General features: G+C 64.1%; 14 protein-coding genes. 6 read left to right on the forward strand and 8 right to left on the reverse strand.

Annotated elements, in window-relative coordinates; all coding sequences use genetic code 11:
• Positions 1–178 precede the first annotated feature (178 nt).
• A complete protein-coding gene (locus tag U5A65_RS20310) occupies positions 179–400 on the forward strand; it encodes a hypothetical protein (protein ID WP_321913946.1) in 222 nt (73 codons plus the stop codon).
• 21 nt (positions 401–421) lie between these two features.
• On the opposite strand, the gene poxB is transcribed toward U5A65_RS20310, so the two are convergent.
• Positions 422–2,140 carry a ubiquinone-dependent pyruvate dehydrogenase gene (poxB, locus tag U5A65_RS20315; protein ID WP_321947122.1) on the reverse strand — a complete coding sequence of 573 codons (1,719 nt, stop codon included), beginning with the start codon at positions 2,138–2,140 and terminating at the stop codon, positions 422–424.
• Positions 2,141–2,407: 267 nt separating this feature from the next.
• On the opposite strand from poxB, the gene U5A65_RS20320 reads away from it, so the two are divergent.
• Together U5A65_RS20320 and U5A65_RS20325 are read left to right on the forward strand one after the other, a co-directional pair.
• The gene (locus U5A65_RS20320; protein WP_321947123.1) at positions 2,408–3,115 is read left to right on the forward strand and encodes a 16S rRNA pseudouridine(516) synthase; all 708 of its coding nucleotides are present in this window, start codon (positions 2,408–2,410) and stop codon (positions 3,113–3,115) included.
• A gap of 155 nt (positions 3,116–3,270) precedes the next feature.
• The gene (locus U5A65_RS20325) at positions 3,271–3,459 is read left to right on the forward strand and encodes a hypothetical protein (RefSeq protein ID WP_321913949.1); all 189 of its coding nucleotides are present in this window, start codon (positions 3,271–3,273) and stop codon (positions 3,457–3,459) included.
• A 34-nt stretch (positions 3,460–3,493) separates the two neighbouring features.
• Here the strand turns inward: U5A65_RS20325 and U5A65_RS20330 are convergent, their stop codons facing one another.
• Complete coding sequence (locus U5A65_RS20330) at positions 3,494–4,579, reverse strand: NAD-dependent epimerase/dehydratase family protein (RefSeq protein WP_321913950.1); 1,086 nt, start codon at positions 4,577–4,579, stop codon at positions 3,494–3,496.
• Positions 4,580–4,710: 131 nt separating this feature from the next.
• Here U5A65_RS20330 and U5A65_RS20335 point away from each other — a divergent pair, with 131 nt between their 5' ends.
• The 3 genes from U5A65_RS20335 (at position 4,711) to U5A65_RS20345 (ending at position 7,783) form a co-directional block, all read left to right on the forward strand.
• Entirely contained in the window at positions 4,711–5,742 is a 1,032-nt protein-coding gene (locus tag U5A65_RS20335; protein ID WP_321913951.1) for a CDP-6-deoxy-delta-3,4-glucoseen reductase, read from the forward strand.
• A 367-nt stretch (positions 5,743–6,109) separates the two neighbouring features.
• Positions 6,110–7,294, forward strand: a complete 1,185-nt coding sequence (locus U5A65_RS20340) for an acetylornithine transaminase (protein ID WP_321913952.1) — start codon at positions 6,110–6,112, stop codon at positions 7,292–7,294.
• An 18-nt stretch (positions 7,295–7,312) separates the two neighbouring features.
• Positions 7,313–7,783 (forward strand): GNAT family acetyltransferase, encoded by a 471-nt coding sequence (locus U5A65_RS20345; protein WP_321913953.1) that lies wholly within the window; start codon positions 7,313–7,315, stop codon positions 7,781–7,783.
• 95 nt (positions 7,784–7,878) lie between these two features.
• On the opposite strand, the gene U5A65_RS20350 is transcribed toward U5A65_RS20345, so the two are convergent.
• From U5A65_RS20350 to ispH, 6 genes are all read right to left on the reverse strand, one after another.
• Positions 7,879–8,595, reverse strand: a complete 717-nt coding sequence (locus U5A65_RS20350; RefSeq protein ID WP_158758447.1) for an ABC transporter ATP-binding protein — start codon at positions 8,593–8,595, stop codon at positions 7,879–7,881.
• A complete protein-coding gene (locus U5A65_RS20355; protein WP_321913954.1) occupies positions 8,595–9,371 on the reverse strand; it encodes an ABC transporter ATP-binding protein in 777 nt (258 codons plus the stop codon). Before U5A65_RS20355 ends, U5A65_RS20350 begins: the two co-directional genes overlap by 1 nt.
• Positions 9,372–9,386: 15 nt before the next feature.
• Positions 9,387–10,556, reverse strand: a complete 1,170-nt coding sequence (locus U5A65_RS20360) for an ABC transporter permease subunit (protein WP_321913955.1) — start codon at positions 10,554–10,556, stop codon at positions 9,387–9,389.
• A 16-nt stretch (positions 10,557–10,572) separates the two neighbouring features.
• Complete coding sequence (locus tag U5A65_RS20365) at positions 10,573–11,523, reverse strand: branched-chain amino acid ABC transporter permease (RefSeq protein WP_158758450.1); 951 nt, start codon at positions 11,521–11,523, stop codon at positions 10,573–10,575.
• A gap of 213 nt (positions 11,524–11,736) precedes the next feature.
• Positions 11,737–12,039, reverse strand: coding sequence for a hypothetical protein (locus U5A65_RS20370; RefSeq protein WP_321947125.1), 303 nt, complete (start codon positions 12,037–12,039; stop codon positions 11,737–11,739).
• 550 nt (positions 12,040–12,589) lie between these two features.
• Positions 12,590–13,561, reverse strand: a complete 972-nt coding sequence (gene ispH, locus U5A65_RS20375) for a 4-hydroxy-3-methylbut-2-enyl diphosphate reductase (RefSeq protein WP_321913957.1) — start codon at positions 13,559–13,561, stop codon at positions 12,590–12,592.
• Positions 13,562–13,566 lie beyond the last annotated feature (5 nt).

The raw sequence follows: 13,566 nt of genomic DNA on the forward strand, positions 1-13,566 counted from the left end.
GCCGCCGGAATCCAGAAACCCGCGAAAGCTCACGGCTTCGCGGGTTTTTTCTTGCCCGCTCGAATACGACACGCCTGTTATTGGACGAAGATCAAGCGTCTCGCAGATGCCGCGTGTCTCGCCGCACCCCGCTGCTATCGTTATCGGTGTTATTGAGATAGCACGCCGGGAGAGCACGATGGACCGCATTTTCATGACACGAGAGGAAGCCATACGCATCCTCATCGAGGCCCACGAGTCCGTCTCTGGACGCACCGCAGCGACGCTGATCAAATCGGGCAACGACCGATCCGCCAGGCTCGAAGTGCTGGACCGGTTGCTGCTCGACGTGCGCGCTGGCCGGGTCGATGAATTTATCACCCACCCCGAGGACAGCACCTGCGTCTCGATCACTGACTGACGCAGGTCTGCCGCACGAGCCTCAGCGCAAATTCGTCTGCGCCAGCTCCACCACCTCGTCTCCGCGCCCGCTCAGCACCGCGCGCAGCATGTAGAGACTGAACCCCTTCGCCTGCGCCCACTGCAGCTTCGGCGGCATGGCCAGTTCATGCTTCGTCGTCACCACGTCGACGAGCGCCGGTCCTGCGTGCGAGAAGGCCGCGCGCAACGCCTCATCGAGCGCTTCGGACGTCTCCACGCGCACACTGAAGAGCCCCGCGCCTTTCGCAATATCCGCAAAGTTGGTCGCGACCAGATCGGTGCCCGTCTCCACGTAGCCGCCAGCCTTCATCTCCATGGCGACGAAACCGAGCGAGCCATTATTCAGGATAACGATCTTGATCGGCAAATCGAGCTGGCGCGCCGTGAGAATGTCGCCGAGCAGCATCGAAAGACCGCCGTCGCCGGAGAGCGAGACCACCTGGCGTCCGGCGTGCGCCGCCTGCGCGCCGAGCGCCTGCGGCATGGCGTTCGCCATCGAGCCGTGATTGAACGAGCCATGCAGACGGCGCCGGCCGTTCATCGTCAGGTAGCGCGCGGCCCAGAGCGTGGGCGTGCCCACGTCGACCGCGAAGATCGCATCGTCCTCGGCGAGCGCATCGAGCCGCGACACCACGTACTGCGGATGCAGCGGCTTGCCCGCGGCAGCCGGGCGCGCGAGTTCGTCGAGCCCCTTGCGCGCGCTCGCGTAGTGCTCGCGCGCGCGATCGATAAAGCGACGGTCGGTCTTGCGCGTGAGCTTCGGCGTGAGCGCGCGCAGCGTTTCGCGCACGTCGCCGACGAGTCCGAGTGTGAGCGGCGCGCGCTTGCCGAGCGCGGCCGCGTCGCGGTCGATCTGCACGATGTTCGCGTGCTGCGGATAGAAGTTGCGATACGGGAAGTCGGTGCCGAGCATAACGAGCGTGTCGCACGACATCATCGCGTGGTAGCCCGAGCTGAAGCCGATCAGCCCGGTCATCCCCACATCGTATGGGTTATCCCATTCGACATACTGCTTGCCGCGCAGCGCATGCACCGTCGGTGCGCCGAGCGCGTCTGCGAAGGCCACCACTTCGTCGTGTGATCCCTTGCAGCCGCTTCCGCATAGCAGCGTCACCGCTTCGGAGCGATTGAGCAATTCGGCGAGCCGGTCGATATCCGCCGACGAAGGCAAGGTCGCCGGACGCGCCGCCTGGGCCCAAGCCGGCTCCTCGTCGGACGCATCCAGAAGCGCCACGTCGCCGGGCAGCACGATCACGGCGACGCCCTTCTGGTCGATCGCCGTGCGCAGCGCGGTGTCGAGCACGCGCGGGAACTGCGATGCGTTCGTCACGAGTTCCACGTAATGGCTGCACTCGCGGAAGAGTTCGGTCGGGTGCGTTTCCTGGAAATAGCCGAGGCCGATTTCCGTCGACGGAATGTGCGCCGCAATCGCGAGCACCGGCGAACGGTTGCGATGGCAGTCATAAAGACCGTTGATGAGATGCAGGTTGCCGGGCCCGCAACTGCCCGCGCACACGGCGAGCCGGCCGGTTGCCGCGGCCTCGGCGCCCGCCGCGAAAGCAGCGACTTCTTCGTGCCGCGTATGCATCCAGCGGATCGTGCCTAGCTTGCGCAGACTCGCCGACAACCCGTTCAGGCTGTCGCCCGTCACGCCCCAGATGCGCTCGACGCCAACCGCCTCGAGCGTTTTTGCCAGATGATCCGCTATCGTCTTCGCCATGGTGTTCTCCACGTGAGCCGTAACGCGCAGCGCGCGCACCAAGGCCGGGCGCTGCACGAGAAGATACTTGGGGGGTCAAATACGTAGGCGTCCAGGCCCGGCAACCGGGCCGGGCCTGCCAATACCTCGCGCTACGTTACGCCATCCGCCCGAAATACGTGGTCAAGCCGTGCGCGGCAAATTGGCAGGGCGTGCCTGGATCGCGCGGGGGCGCGCTGCACGTCGCGACGGATAAAATACCCCGCTCTACGCTGTTCGCCGTCCGTCATGAATCTCGAAAGCATTCTCTTCACCCAAGGTTTCGGCTCACGCCGCCAATGCCGCACGCTCATCGCCGACGCGCGGGTCGCCGTCGCGGGCGAGCCGTGCACCAACCCGCTCGCCACGTTCGACACGGCGGGCCTCGTCTTCAGCGTGGACGGCACGCCGTGGCCGTTTCACGAGCGCGCGTACATCGCGCTCAACAAGCCCGCGGGCTATGAGTGCTCGCGCGATCCGCAGCATCACCTGAGCGTGTTTCATCTGCTGCCGCCACAGTTCGCCGAGCGCAACGTGCAATGCGTCGGCCGCCTCGATCAAGATACGACCGGCCTCCTGCTGCTTTCCGACGATGGCCAGTTCGTGCACGCCTTCACGTCACCCAAGCGCAAGGTGCCGAAGCTCTACGTGGCGACGACACGCCACCCGCTCGACGAAACCCAGCTGCACGCCCTGCGCGAAGGCGTGCTGCTGCACGGCGAGCGCCAGCCGAGCGCCGCCGTCGCGGCCAGCGCACGGGCGGACCACGAGCTGGAGCTAACCGTGCTCGAAGGCAAATATCACCAGGTCAAACGGATGGTGGCGGCGGCCGGCAACCGCGTCGAGGCGTTGCACCGCGAGCGCATCGGCGGCTTTTCCCTGCCCGCCGGACTGGCTCCCGGCGCCTGGCAATGGCTCGACGACGACGCGCTCGACGCGTTGCGCAACAAGGGGTAAACCACCACCGGGCGGCGCGAACGCCCGCCGCTCAGTGTGCTGACGCACCGATGCTTGCACACTGGCACCGTTATCGCCGCGCCGCAGCATGTCCTTGCCGAGCTTCCGCCCTATACTCGTTTGTAGAACGATTACAAGTTGCAAGGAGGGGCATCATGATCATCAACGGCTCATTCGAAATCTCACTCGTGTTGATGGCCTTCATGGCGCTTGGGGCGGTTCTGATTGGGGGCCTGCTCGCGTCGATGCATATGCGACATCAGTACCATCCGAACCTCATCGGGGCGCTCATCGGAGCGCTAATGTGCTTCCTCCTGCTCGAAGCGCTGCCGGCCATCACGTGAACGGCACGCTTTGCGCCGCGCCGCCCGCCCGAAGTCACGGGTGCGGCGGCAGCGTGCGCAAGAAAGCATCGACATCCGGATAACGCAAACGCACGCCCAGTTCGCGCTTCAGACGCGTATTGGCGAGCCGGCGCGACTCGCGCATGAACGACAGCAAGACGGGCTCGAGTTCGCGCTCGGCCTGCGCGCGACTCACGCGTGGTGCGCGCGCAAGGCCGAAGGCATCGGCTACGCGGTCGAAATACTCGCCCATCTTCAGTTCGCTGTCGTCCGTCGCGTGGATCGTGCGCCCCGGGCGGCCATGTGTCGCGAGGCGCAGGAGAATCGCCGCAAGATCGTCCGCGTGGATGTGGCTCGTATAGACGTCGTCGCTCGCGACGAGCGCCGGCGTGCGCTTCGCGAGGCGTGCGAGCGGGAGGCGGTTCGCTGCGTAAATGCCGGGAATGCGCGCGATCGTGGCGCTCAGCGCACCGCCGCGCGCCGTTGCGCGCCGCAGTTGCCGTTCGGCCGATACCCGGCGTTTGGCGCGGGCGTTAGCTGGCTGCACCGTGCGAGTTTCGTCGATGCGCGCGCCACCGCAATCGCCGTACACGCCCGTCGTGCTTGCGTATACGAGCTTCGTGCGTTCGAGGCGCTGGCGCCGGGGACGAGAAAACCGCCGGATGCGCTCGGGTACAATAACGGATGCTCCCGCGCCTGTGGCAGGGTCGAAAGCGCTGCGGCGCATGCGGCCCACGAGAGCACGTAATGGGGGCCGCAATGCGCGCGGCGCCACACCCGCCAGCACAGGCCGCGCCCTCGCACGGCGGCGCGCCGCGAGTGCTGCGAGCAGGCGGCGCGTGCGCAGGTCGTCGTCGCCGGTTTTTTGCGGCGGCGCCAGGTGCAGGACGGTGCCAGCCAGGCCCGCGATCCGCGTGAGGCTCGTGCGGAAATCGAGGTCGCCGCGCACCGGCGTTGCGCCCGCGGCCCGTACCGCGTCTGCGCGCTCGGATCGGCGCGTGAGCGCAAAAACGCGCGCGCGGTCTGGCCGCTCGCGCAACTGGGTGACGCAGCGCAGGCCGACGTCGCCGCAACCGACAATCAGGATGCGCGCACGGCGCAAGGTTCGTGTGGCAATCATGGTGGAACCATTTTAGCGGCCCGGGCCTCGCGGCGAAGGCCGGCAAGCAAACGCGGACACTAGCCGGAAAAGTCCGGAACTGGCCCGCACCCGGAATCAACCCTCGGATACAGACTTACGCTTCCCTGAATATGGCTTTCAACGTAACGCTCAAGCAAAGCGGCCGGCAATTCCAGGTCGAGCCCGACGAACCCATTCTCAACGCGGCCCTGCGCCAGGGCATCGGCCTGCCGTATGGCTGCAAGAACGGCGCGTGCGGCTCGTGCAAGGGCACGGTCTGCCACGGCGAAGTGGAGCAGCGCGCTCACGCGGCTTCGGCGCTGTCCAATGACGAAAGGACGCGCGGCATGGCCCTCTTCTGCTGTGCGACGGCGCAAACCGACCTCGAAATCGATATCCGCGAAGTGGCGGGCGTGGGCGACGTGCAGGTGCGCAAGCTGCCTACCCGCATCGCCGCCATCGAACGCAAGGCCGACGACGTAGTCGTCCTCAAGCTGCAGCTGCCCGCCAACGAGCGTCTGCAGTATCTCGCCGGCCAGTACCTCGAATTCATCCTCAAGGACGGCACGCGCCGCAGCTACTCCATGGCGAGCGCGCCGCACGAGGAAGGCCCGATCGAGCTGCACATCCGCCACATGCCCGGCGGCAAGTTCACCGACCACGTTTTCTCGCAGATGAAGGAGCGCGACATCCTGCGCTTCGAAGCACCGCTCGGCACCTTCTTCCTGCGCGAGGAGTCCGACAAGCCCATCGTGCTGCTCGCTTCGGGCACCGGCTTCGCGCCGCTCAAGGCGATTGTCGAGCACGCGGTCCACAAGAACCTGAACCGCCCGATGACGCTCTACTGGGGCGCGCGCCAGAAGAAGGACCTGTACCTGATGGATCTCGCCGGTCAATGGGCGAAGGACATCCCGAACTTCCGCTTCGTGCCGGTGCTCTCCGAGCCCGCCGCCGACGACAACTGGACCGGCCGCACGGGCTTCGTGCACCGCGCCGTGATCGAGGATCTGCCGGACCTTTCGGGCTATCAGGTCTATGCGTGCGGCGCACCGGTGATGGTCGAGTCGGCGCAGCGCGACTTTACGCAACATCACGGTCTGCCCGAAGACGAGTTCTACGCGGACTCGTTCACGAGCGCCGCAGACCTCGCGAACGCCGTCTGAGCGTTGTTGGGGCGGGTCGTTGCGTGCACAATGCAATGACCCGTATCGACCGGCAAAGCTGGCCGTCACGAAAAATTCTTCGGCCGATTGGACAAAATCGGCACATTGACGGTTTACATCGCCGTTCGGCTTGTCGTATTCTTGCGCCCATGAACTGCATCCTGTCCGCCCTCCGACGTCGCCGCTCGCCCCATCTTTAGGGCCTGGCTACTCGCGGACGCGCGTTGCACTTCGCAACGCACAGCAAGTTCGAATCACGAAAGCCACGGCCAGTCCGTGGCTTTTTGTTTTTCCGCCGTATCGTTTGCAACCCCGTTTGCAACCCCGTTCTCAACCCTTTAGCAGCCCCAACGCGGAGCCCGTTGCCATGAATTATTCCGAGTACCCGATCGAGTCGCTGATGTACATCACCAACCGGCCCGAAATCGTTTTCACGCATGGCAAGGGGTCGTGGCTCTACGACAACGAAGGCAAGCGATACCTGGACTTCATCCAGGGCTGGGCCGTCAACAGCCTCGGGCACTGCAACGAAGGCATGATCGAGGCGCTGGAAAAGCAGTCGCGCCTGCTCATCAACCCGTCGCCAGCCTTCTACAACGAGCCGATGGCGAAGCTCGCGGGCCTGCTCACCGAGCACAGCTGCTTCGACAAGGTGTTCTTCGCCAACAGCGGCGCCGAAGCCAACGAAGGCGCGATCAAGCTTGCGCGCAAGTGGGGCAAGAAGCATCGCGACGGCGCCTACGAGATCATCACGTTCGACCACAGCTTCCACGGCCGCACGATCGCGACGATGTCGGCGAGCGGCAAGCCGGGCTGGGACACGATCTACGCGCCGCAAGTGCCGGGCTTCCCGAAGGCGGACCTGAACGATATCGCCTCGGTTGAAAAGCTCATCAACGCGAAGACCGTCGCCGTGATGCTCGAGCCGATCCAGGGCGAAGGCGGCGTCATTCCCGCCACGCGCGAATTCATGCAGCAACTGCGCGCGCTCACGAAAAAGCACGGCATCCTGCTGATCGTCGACGAAGTGCAAAGCGGCTGCGGTCGTGCCGGCACCCTCTTCGCCTACGAACTTTCGGGCATCGAGCCGGACATCATGACGCTCGGCAAGGGCATCGGCGGCGGCGTGCCGCTCGCGGCGCTGCTCTCGAAGAAGGAAATCGCCGTGTTCGAAGCGGGCGACCAGGGCGGCACGTACAACGGCAACCCGCTGATGACGGCCGTGGGCTATTCGGTGATCTCGCAACTGGTTGCGCCCGGCTTCCTCGAAGGCGTGCGCGCGCGCGGCGAATATCTGCGTGAAAAGCTGCTCGAACTTTCGGCCGAACGCGGCTTCCAGGGCGAGCGCGGCGAAGGCTTGCTGCGCGCGCTGCTGCTCGGCAAGGACATCGGCCCGGAGATTGTCGAGAAGGCGCGCCTCATGCAACCCGATGGCCTGCTGCTCAACGCCGCGCGTCCGAACCTGCTGCGCTTCATGCCGGCGCTGAACGTGACGACGCAGGAAATCGACCAGATGATGGCGATGCTGCGCACGATTCTCGACTCGCTGTAATCGGACGGAGCACGGGCGATGTCCATCACGATCCGCGTGTTCAGCGAAGCCGATACGGAAGCGGTGATCGCGCTTTGGCTGCAGGCGTTTCCCGAGTACAACGACACGAGCCGGCCGCACCGCAATCCGCGGCTGTCGATCGCGAACAAGCTCGGCACGCAGCCGGAGCTTTTCTTCGTCGCGATTCGCAGCGACGGCGACGTTGACGGCGCACTCGTCGGCACGGCGATGGCCGGTTACGACGGGCATCGCGGCTGGCTCTATTCGGTCGCCGTCGCGCCCGAAGCGCGGCGTCACGGTCTCGGCACGCGGCTCGTGCGTCACGCGGAAGATGCGCTCGCCGCGATGGGCTGCCTGAAACTCAACCTTCAGGTGCTCACCGACAAGGCCGAGGTGCTCGCGTTCTACGAGCGGCTCGGCTATCGCGCCGACGCCGTAGTGAGTCTCGGCAAGCGGCTTGCCGTGCAGGAGTCCGAAGCGCTCGCCTGAGCCTGATTCGTCGATGGCATGAAAAAAGCCGCATGGGTGACCCACCCATGCGGCTTTTGTTTTATGTGGCCGCGAGGACCGCAACGCCGTGCAGCTTACTCGCCCAGGTACGCGGCGCGCACCTTCGGATCGTCGAGCATCTGCTTGGCTTCGCCTTCCATCGTCACGAGGCCCGAGTCCATCACGTAACCGCGGTTCGCCGCCTGCAGCGCGAGGCGCGCGTTCTGCTCGACGAGCAGCACCGTGATGCCTTCCGACGAGATCGTGCGCACCACCTCGAAGATCTTCTCGACCATGATCGGCGAGAGACCCATCGACGGCTCATCGAGCAACAGAAGCTTCGGCTTGCTGATGATCGCGCGCGCCATGGCCAGCATCTGCTGCTCGCCGCCCGAGAGCGTGCCCGCGAGCTGCGTGGCGCGTTCCTTCAGGCGCGGGAAGAAGCCGAACATACGATCGACGTCCTTCTGGATGCCGTCGTTGTCGCTGCGCAGGTACGCGCCCATCTGCATGTTTTCGAGAATCGACATGCGCGCGAAGATGCCGCGGCCTTCCGGCACCATCGCGAGGCCGCGCTTGAGCAGCTCGTACGCCGGCACGCCCTTGATCGACTGGCCCATGTACTCGATGTCGCCCGCCGAGTACGGCTTCAGGCCCGTGATCGCCTTCATGGTCGTGGTCTTGCCCGCGCCGTTCGCGCCGATCAGCGTGACGAGTTCGCCCTGGCGAACTTCCATGTCCACGCCCTTGACCGCCTGGATCCCGCCGTAGTTGACCTGCAGACCCTTGATTTTCAGAACCGATGTCGACATCAGTGAACCCCCGCACCCAGATATGCCTCGATCACCTTCGGGTCCTTCTGCACGTCTTGCGGCAGCCCTTCGGAGATCACCTTGCCATAGTCGAGCACTGTCATCCGGTTGCACAGGCCCATCACCAGTTTCACGTCGTGCTCGATCAGCAGGATGGTCTTGCCATCGGCGCGGATCTTGTCGAGCAGGCGCGTGAGTTCGACCTTCTCGGTCGCGTTCATGCCGGCCGCCGGCTCGTCGAGCGCGAGCAGCTTCGGATCGGTCGCGAGCGCGCGCGCGATTTCCAGACGGCGCTGGTGGCCGTACGAGAGATTGCGCGACGTGTAGTCGGCGTACTGCGCGATGCCCACGTATTCGAGCAGTTCGATCGCGCGTTCCTTGATCTCGCGCTCTTCCTGACGCTCCGACGGCGTCTGGAACACCGCGCCGAGCAGCCCGTGCTTCGTCCGCACGTGGCGGCCGACCATCACGTTTTCGAGCGCGGTCATGCCGCCGAACAGGCGAATGTTCTGGAACGTACGCGCGATGCCGGCCTGCGCCACCTGATAGACGGCGGTCGGCGTATAAGCCGTGCCGTCGAGCTTGAACTCGCCCGAATCAGGCGTGTAGAGACCGGTGATCACGTTGAAGAACGTGGTCTTGCCGGCGCCGTTCGGACCGATCAGGCCGTAGATCGTGCCTTCCTCGATCTGCAGGCCGACGTCGGACAGCGCCTGCAGGCCGCCGAAGCGCTTGTTCACGCCCTTCACGGACAGGCGGATGGATTTGTTGCTCATAGTCTGTTCTCCCCGTTATGCGCGAATCGGCTTCTTGCTGGCGCGCTTGGCGATCTTGGCGATCTTGTCCTCGTGCTTCGCCGCGGGCCACAGGCCTTCCGAGCGATACAGCATGATGACGACCATGGCGAGGCCGTAGAGCAACTGGCGGATGACTTCCGTATCGACGATTTCGTGGCCGAACAGCATGTGCTGGAGCGGGCCCATGGTCGAGCGCAGGAACTCGGGGAAAATGGCGAGCAGCACGGCGCCGAGAATCACGCCTGGGATGTGGCCCATGCCGCCCAGCACCACGCAGGCGAGCACGACGACCGATTCCCAGAACGTGAACGATTCCGGCGACACGAAGCCCTGGAACGCACCGAACATCGCGCCCGAAAGACCGCCGAACGACGCGCCCATCGCGAACGCGAGCAGCTTGACGTTACGGGTGTTGATGCCCATGGCCTTGGCGGCGATTTCGTCTTCGCGGATCGCGGCCCATGCACGGCCGATACGCGAGTGCTGCAGACGCGTACACACCCAGATCACGAGCAGCGCACAGATCACGAACACGTAGTAGTACATGTACACCGACGTGAAGGTGAAGCCGAGGATCTCATGCGGCTGCGCGAGGTTGAAGCCCATGACCTGCAGCGGCGCGACGCCAGTGATACCCTGCGGCCCGTTGGTGATGTTCACCGGACGGTCGAGGTTGTTCATGAAGATACGAACGATTTCCCCGAAGCCCAGGGTCACGATGGCGAGGTAGTCGCCACGCAGACGCAGTGTCGGCGCGCCGAGCAGCACGCCGAAGAGCGCGGCGAGCGCCATCGCGCACGGAATCACGATCCAGTACGGCGTATGCATCCCGCCCGGGAACATGTTCGCGATCCAGGCGAACTGATTCGCGAGGTGCGGTGAAGTCAGCAGCGCGGCCGTGTAGGCGCCCACCGCGTAGAACGCGATATAGCCCAGGTCCAGCAGGCCGGCGAAGCCCACCACCACGTTCAGGCCCAGCGCGAGCATCACGTACAGCATCGCGAAGTCGAGCACGCGCACCCAGTAGTTGCCACCCGTGGCGCCGACCACGAAGGGCAGCGCGGCCACGACGATGGCCGTCACGATACCCACCGCGAGGGTCTTCGTCGTGTTCTTTTCGGGGATGAGCGTCGTCGACGGCTCGATCGGTTGAATTGAAGTCATGTTGTGCTACTCCCTCTTATGCGCGGTCCGCGACACGTTCGCCCAGCAGCCCCGACGGACGGAACACGAGCACGACGATCAGCACGATGAATGCGAAGACATCCTGATAGTTACTGCCGAACACCCCGCCGGTCAGGTTGCCGATGTAGCCTGCGCCGAGCTGCTCGATCAGACCGAGCACCACGCCGCCGACCATCGCGCCGCCGAGGTTGCCGATACCGCCCAGCACAGCCGCCGTGAAGGCCTTCATGCCGGGGATAAAACCCATGTAGAAGTGCGCGTTGCCGTATTCCGAGGCGATCATCACGCCGGCGAGGGCCGCGAGCGCCGAGCCGATCATGAACGTGGCCGAGATCACGAAGTTCGGGTTCACGCCCATCAGCGAGGCATTGTTCGGGTTCTCGGCGATCGCGCGCATGGCGCGGCCGAGCTTGGTCTTGTGCACGAGGAGCAACAGACCCGCCATCACGAGGAACGCGACCACGATGATGACGATTTCCGTCATCGAGATCACGGCGCCCACGCCGGTTTCAGTCGGCTTGATGACGTTGATCGGGTCGGTCGAGATGAGCTGGGGGAACGCGAGCGGGTTACGGCCCCAGATGATCATGGCGAGCGTCTGCAGCAGGATCGACACACCGATCGCGGTGATCAGCGGTGCGAGGCGCGGCGCCCGGCGCAGCGGCCGGTACGCGACCTTTTCGATCGTGTACCCGACGCCCGCACACACGACCGCGGCGACGGCCAGGGCGATGCACAGCGTGGGGATGTTCCCGAGGCCCGGGAAGTGATTGTGGAGCACATTGATCGCGGAGAGCGCGACCATGGCGCCCACCATGAGCACGTCGCCGTGCGCGAAGTTAATGATGCCCAGAATCCCGTACACCATGGTGTAGCCCAGAGCGATGATGGCGTAAATGCTGCCAAGCACCAGCCCATTCAGGATCTGCTGGATGAAAATATCCATTTAATGCTCCTTAGCCCGTGCAACCGGATTCGCGCTCGTCATCGGCCGGTGGGCGATGTTTTACGGAACCACAACGACACTTTCGGGTATTGAAGTAAAAACCGGTAACGGTTGGCCGCCCTGGTTCGCGTTGCCGCTGTGTTGCAGCGGCAGGCTCGCCAAAAGCGGATGCAAAAACGGCACCGTCGGATGGTTCGGTGCCGTCGGGTTCAATCAACTACGCGTCATATTCACGTTGGCGTATTCACGGCGAGCCTCGCGGCCCGCAAACGCGAATGCGTCAAACGTCATGACTCCCTCTCCCCGGCCGCCCACGCGCTTCAGGATCTCACCTGCGAGATCCATCGCATCCAGGCGGCGAACCGGCATGACAACGCCGGAGCATGCAAAAGCAATCTGCATGCCAGGAATGATCGATGTTGCGCTCATACCCGTCTCGACATTGCGGCTGTGCCACGTGTTGCGTAGCGCAACCGCATTAATCGATGACGCGGAAAAAGCAGACTTGAATTGCATTAATCAGGTCTCCTGCGCCTTCCGAAATGCTTGCCTGATGGCCTTCTCAACGATGTCCAGCCTTCAGAACGCGCGCATTGTAACGCCAATTATGCGACGGGCAATATTGTTGAACCGGCAGGGTTTTCCTGCATTGCAACCATATTTTTAGATAACAGCCTGTATCGGGTTGCACCGTAGGTTGCGCCGCATTTTCGTGCACCAGTTGCACCAAAAATCCGCGGGTTTCGCATCATGTGTTGCGAATAATGGCCGCAATGCCTTGTCAGGCGGGCATTGGTTCAAATGAACGGTATTTAAGGGAGAGCATAAAAATGCTGCCCCGACGCGGTGCATGCGTGTCGAAAGCGTGTCAATTACCTCATACATCTGGGGTCATACCACGCAATTCGATGCCCCACTCTAGCGAAAACACTAATAAGAACACCCGGCCAATGTGAGGTTAACCTCGCTTTTCTGGCAATATGACCCTTATTAATGACGCCCTGCGTCCGTCGCGGGCATAAAAAAACGCGCCGGATGGGCGCGTTTTTGCAGGGAGCGGGAAGCTTCAGGCCGGCTGGCCGAGTCCACGCGGCAAGGGGAACGCAATGTTCTCCTCGATGCCTTCGAGTGCACGCACGTTGCGCGCACCAAGTTCGTGCAGACGGCGAATGATTTCCTGCGCGAGCGCCTCGGGAGCCGACGCTCCAGCCGTCAGACCGATCCGGCGTTTGCCGACGAGCCACTGGGGGTCGATCTGCTCGGGGGCATCCACCATATAGGCGGGAATGCCGCGCTTCTCGGCCACTTCGCGCAGCCGGTTCGAATTGGAGCTGTTCGGGCTCCCCACCACGATCACGACATCGCACTGCGGCGCCATGAACTTGACGGCGTCCTGGCGATTCTGCGTGGCGTAGCAGATGTCCTGCTTCTTCGGCTCGCGAATCGCCGGAAAGCGCGTCTTGAGCGCGGCGATGATTTCCGCGGCGTCGTCCACCGACAGCGTGGTTTGGGTGACGAACGCCACGCGCTGCGGATCGCGCAGCTTGAGCGCCTCGACGTCGGCAATGTCTTCGACGAGGTACATCCCCTCGGCCACCTGCCCCATCGTGCCCTCCACTTCTGGATGGCCCTTGTGCCCGATCATGACGATGTCGAGCCCTTCGTCGCGCATCTTCGCGACTTCCACGTGCACCTTCGTGACGAGCGGGCAGGTCGCGTCATACACGCGCAGTCCGCGCGCCTCGGCATCGGCACGCACCGACTTGGAGACGCCGTGCGCACTGAAGATCACCGTGTTGCCGGACGGGACCTCATCGAGCTGCTCGATGAAGATCGCGCCCTTCTTGCGCAGGTCTTCGACGACATACGCGTTGTGGACGATTTCGTGACGCACGTAGATCGGTGCGCCGTGAAGCTGGATCGCGCGTTCGACGATCTCGATGGCCCGATCGACGCCGGCGCAGAAGCCACGCGGCTGGGCGAGCAGGATTTCCGCTTCCGTCAGGTCTGCGATGAGGGACGTGTCCGTGTTGGTCATGGGCT

This window comes from Paraburkholderia sp. J10-1 (assembly GCF_905220165.1).
Lineage (GTDB): Bacteria > Pseudomonadota > Gammaproteobacteria > Burkholderiales > Burkholderiaceae > Paraburkholderia.

Excerpts from the sequence above, each read along its gene's own strand:
- U5A65_RS20310 (WP_321913946.1), top strand. The coding sequence starts at position 179 with ATGGACCGCATTTTCATGACACGAGAGGAAGCCATACGCATCCTCATC.
- poxB (WP_321947122.1), bottom strand. The coding sequence starts at position 2,140 with ATGGCGAAGACGATAGCGGATCATCTGGCAAAAACGCTCGAGGCGGTT.
- U5A65_RS20320 (WP_321947123.1), top strand. The coding sequence starts at position 2,408 with ATGAATCTCGAAAGCATTCTCTTCACCCAAGGTTTCGGCTCACGCCGC.
- U5A65_RS20325 (WP_321913949.1), top strand. The coding sequence starts at position 3,271 with ATGATCATCAACGGCTCATTCGAAATCTCACTCGTGTTGATGGCCTTC.
- U5A65_RS20330 (WP_321913950.1), bottom strand. The coding sequence starts at position 4,579 with ATGATTGCCACACGAACCTTGCGCCGTGCGCGCATCCTGATTGTCGGT.
- U5A65_RS20335 (WP_321913951.1), top strand. The coding sequence starts at position 4,711 with ATGGCTTTCAACGTAACGCTCAAGCAAAGCGGCCGGCAATTCCAGGTC.
- U5A65_RS20340 (WP_321913952.1), top strand. The coding sequence starts at position 6,110 with ATGAATTATTCCGAGTACCCGATCGAGTCGCTGATGTACATCACCAAC.
- U5A65_RS20345 (WP_321913953.1), top strand. The coding sequence starts at position 7,313 with ATGTCCATCACGATCCGCGTGTTCAGCGAAGCCGATACGGAAGCGGTG.
- U5A65_RS20350 (WP_158758447.1), bottom strand. The coding sequence starts at position 8,595 with ATGTCGACATCGGTTCTGAAAATCAAGGGTCTGCAGGTCAACTACGGC.
- U5A65_RS20355 (WP_321913954.1), bottom strand. The coding sequence starts at position 9,371 with ATGAGCAACAAATCCATCCGCCTGTCCGTGAAGGGCGTGAACAAGCGC.
- U5A65_RS20360 (WP_321913955.1), bottom strand. The coding sequence starts at position 10,556 with ATGACTTCAATTCAACCGATCGAGCCGTCGACGACGCTCATCCCCGAA.
- U5A65_RS20365 (WP_158758450.1), bottom strand. The coding sequence starts at position 11,523 with ATGGATATTTTCATCCAGCAGATCCTGAATGGGCTGGTGCTTGGCAGC.
- U5A65_RS20370 (WP_321947125.1), bottom strand. The coding sequence starts at position 12,039 with ATGCAATTCAAGTCTGCTTTTTCCGCGTCATCGATTAATGCGGTTGCG.
- ispH (WP_321913957.1), bottom strand. The coding sequence starts at position 13,561 with ATGACCAACACGGACACGTCCCTCATCGCAGACCTGACGGAAGCGGAA.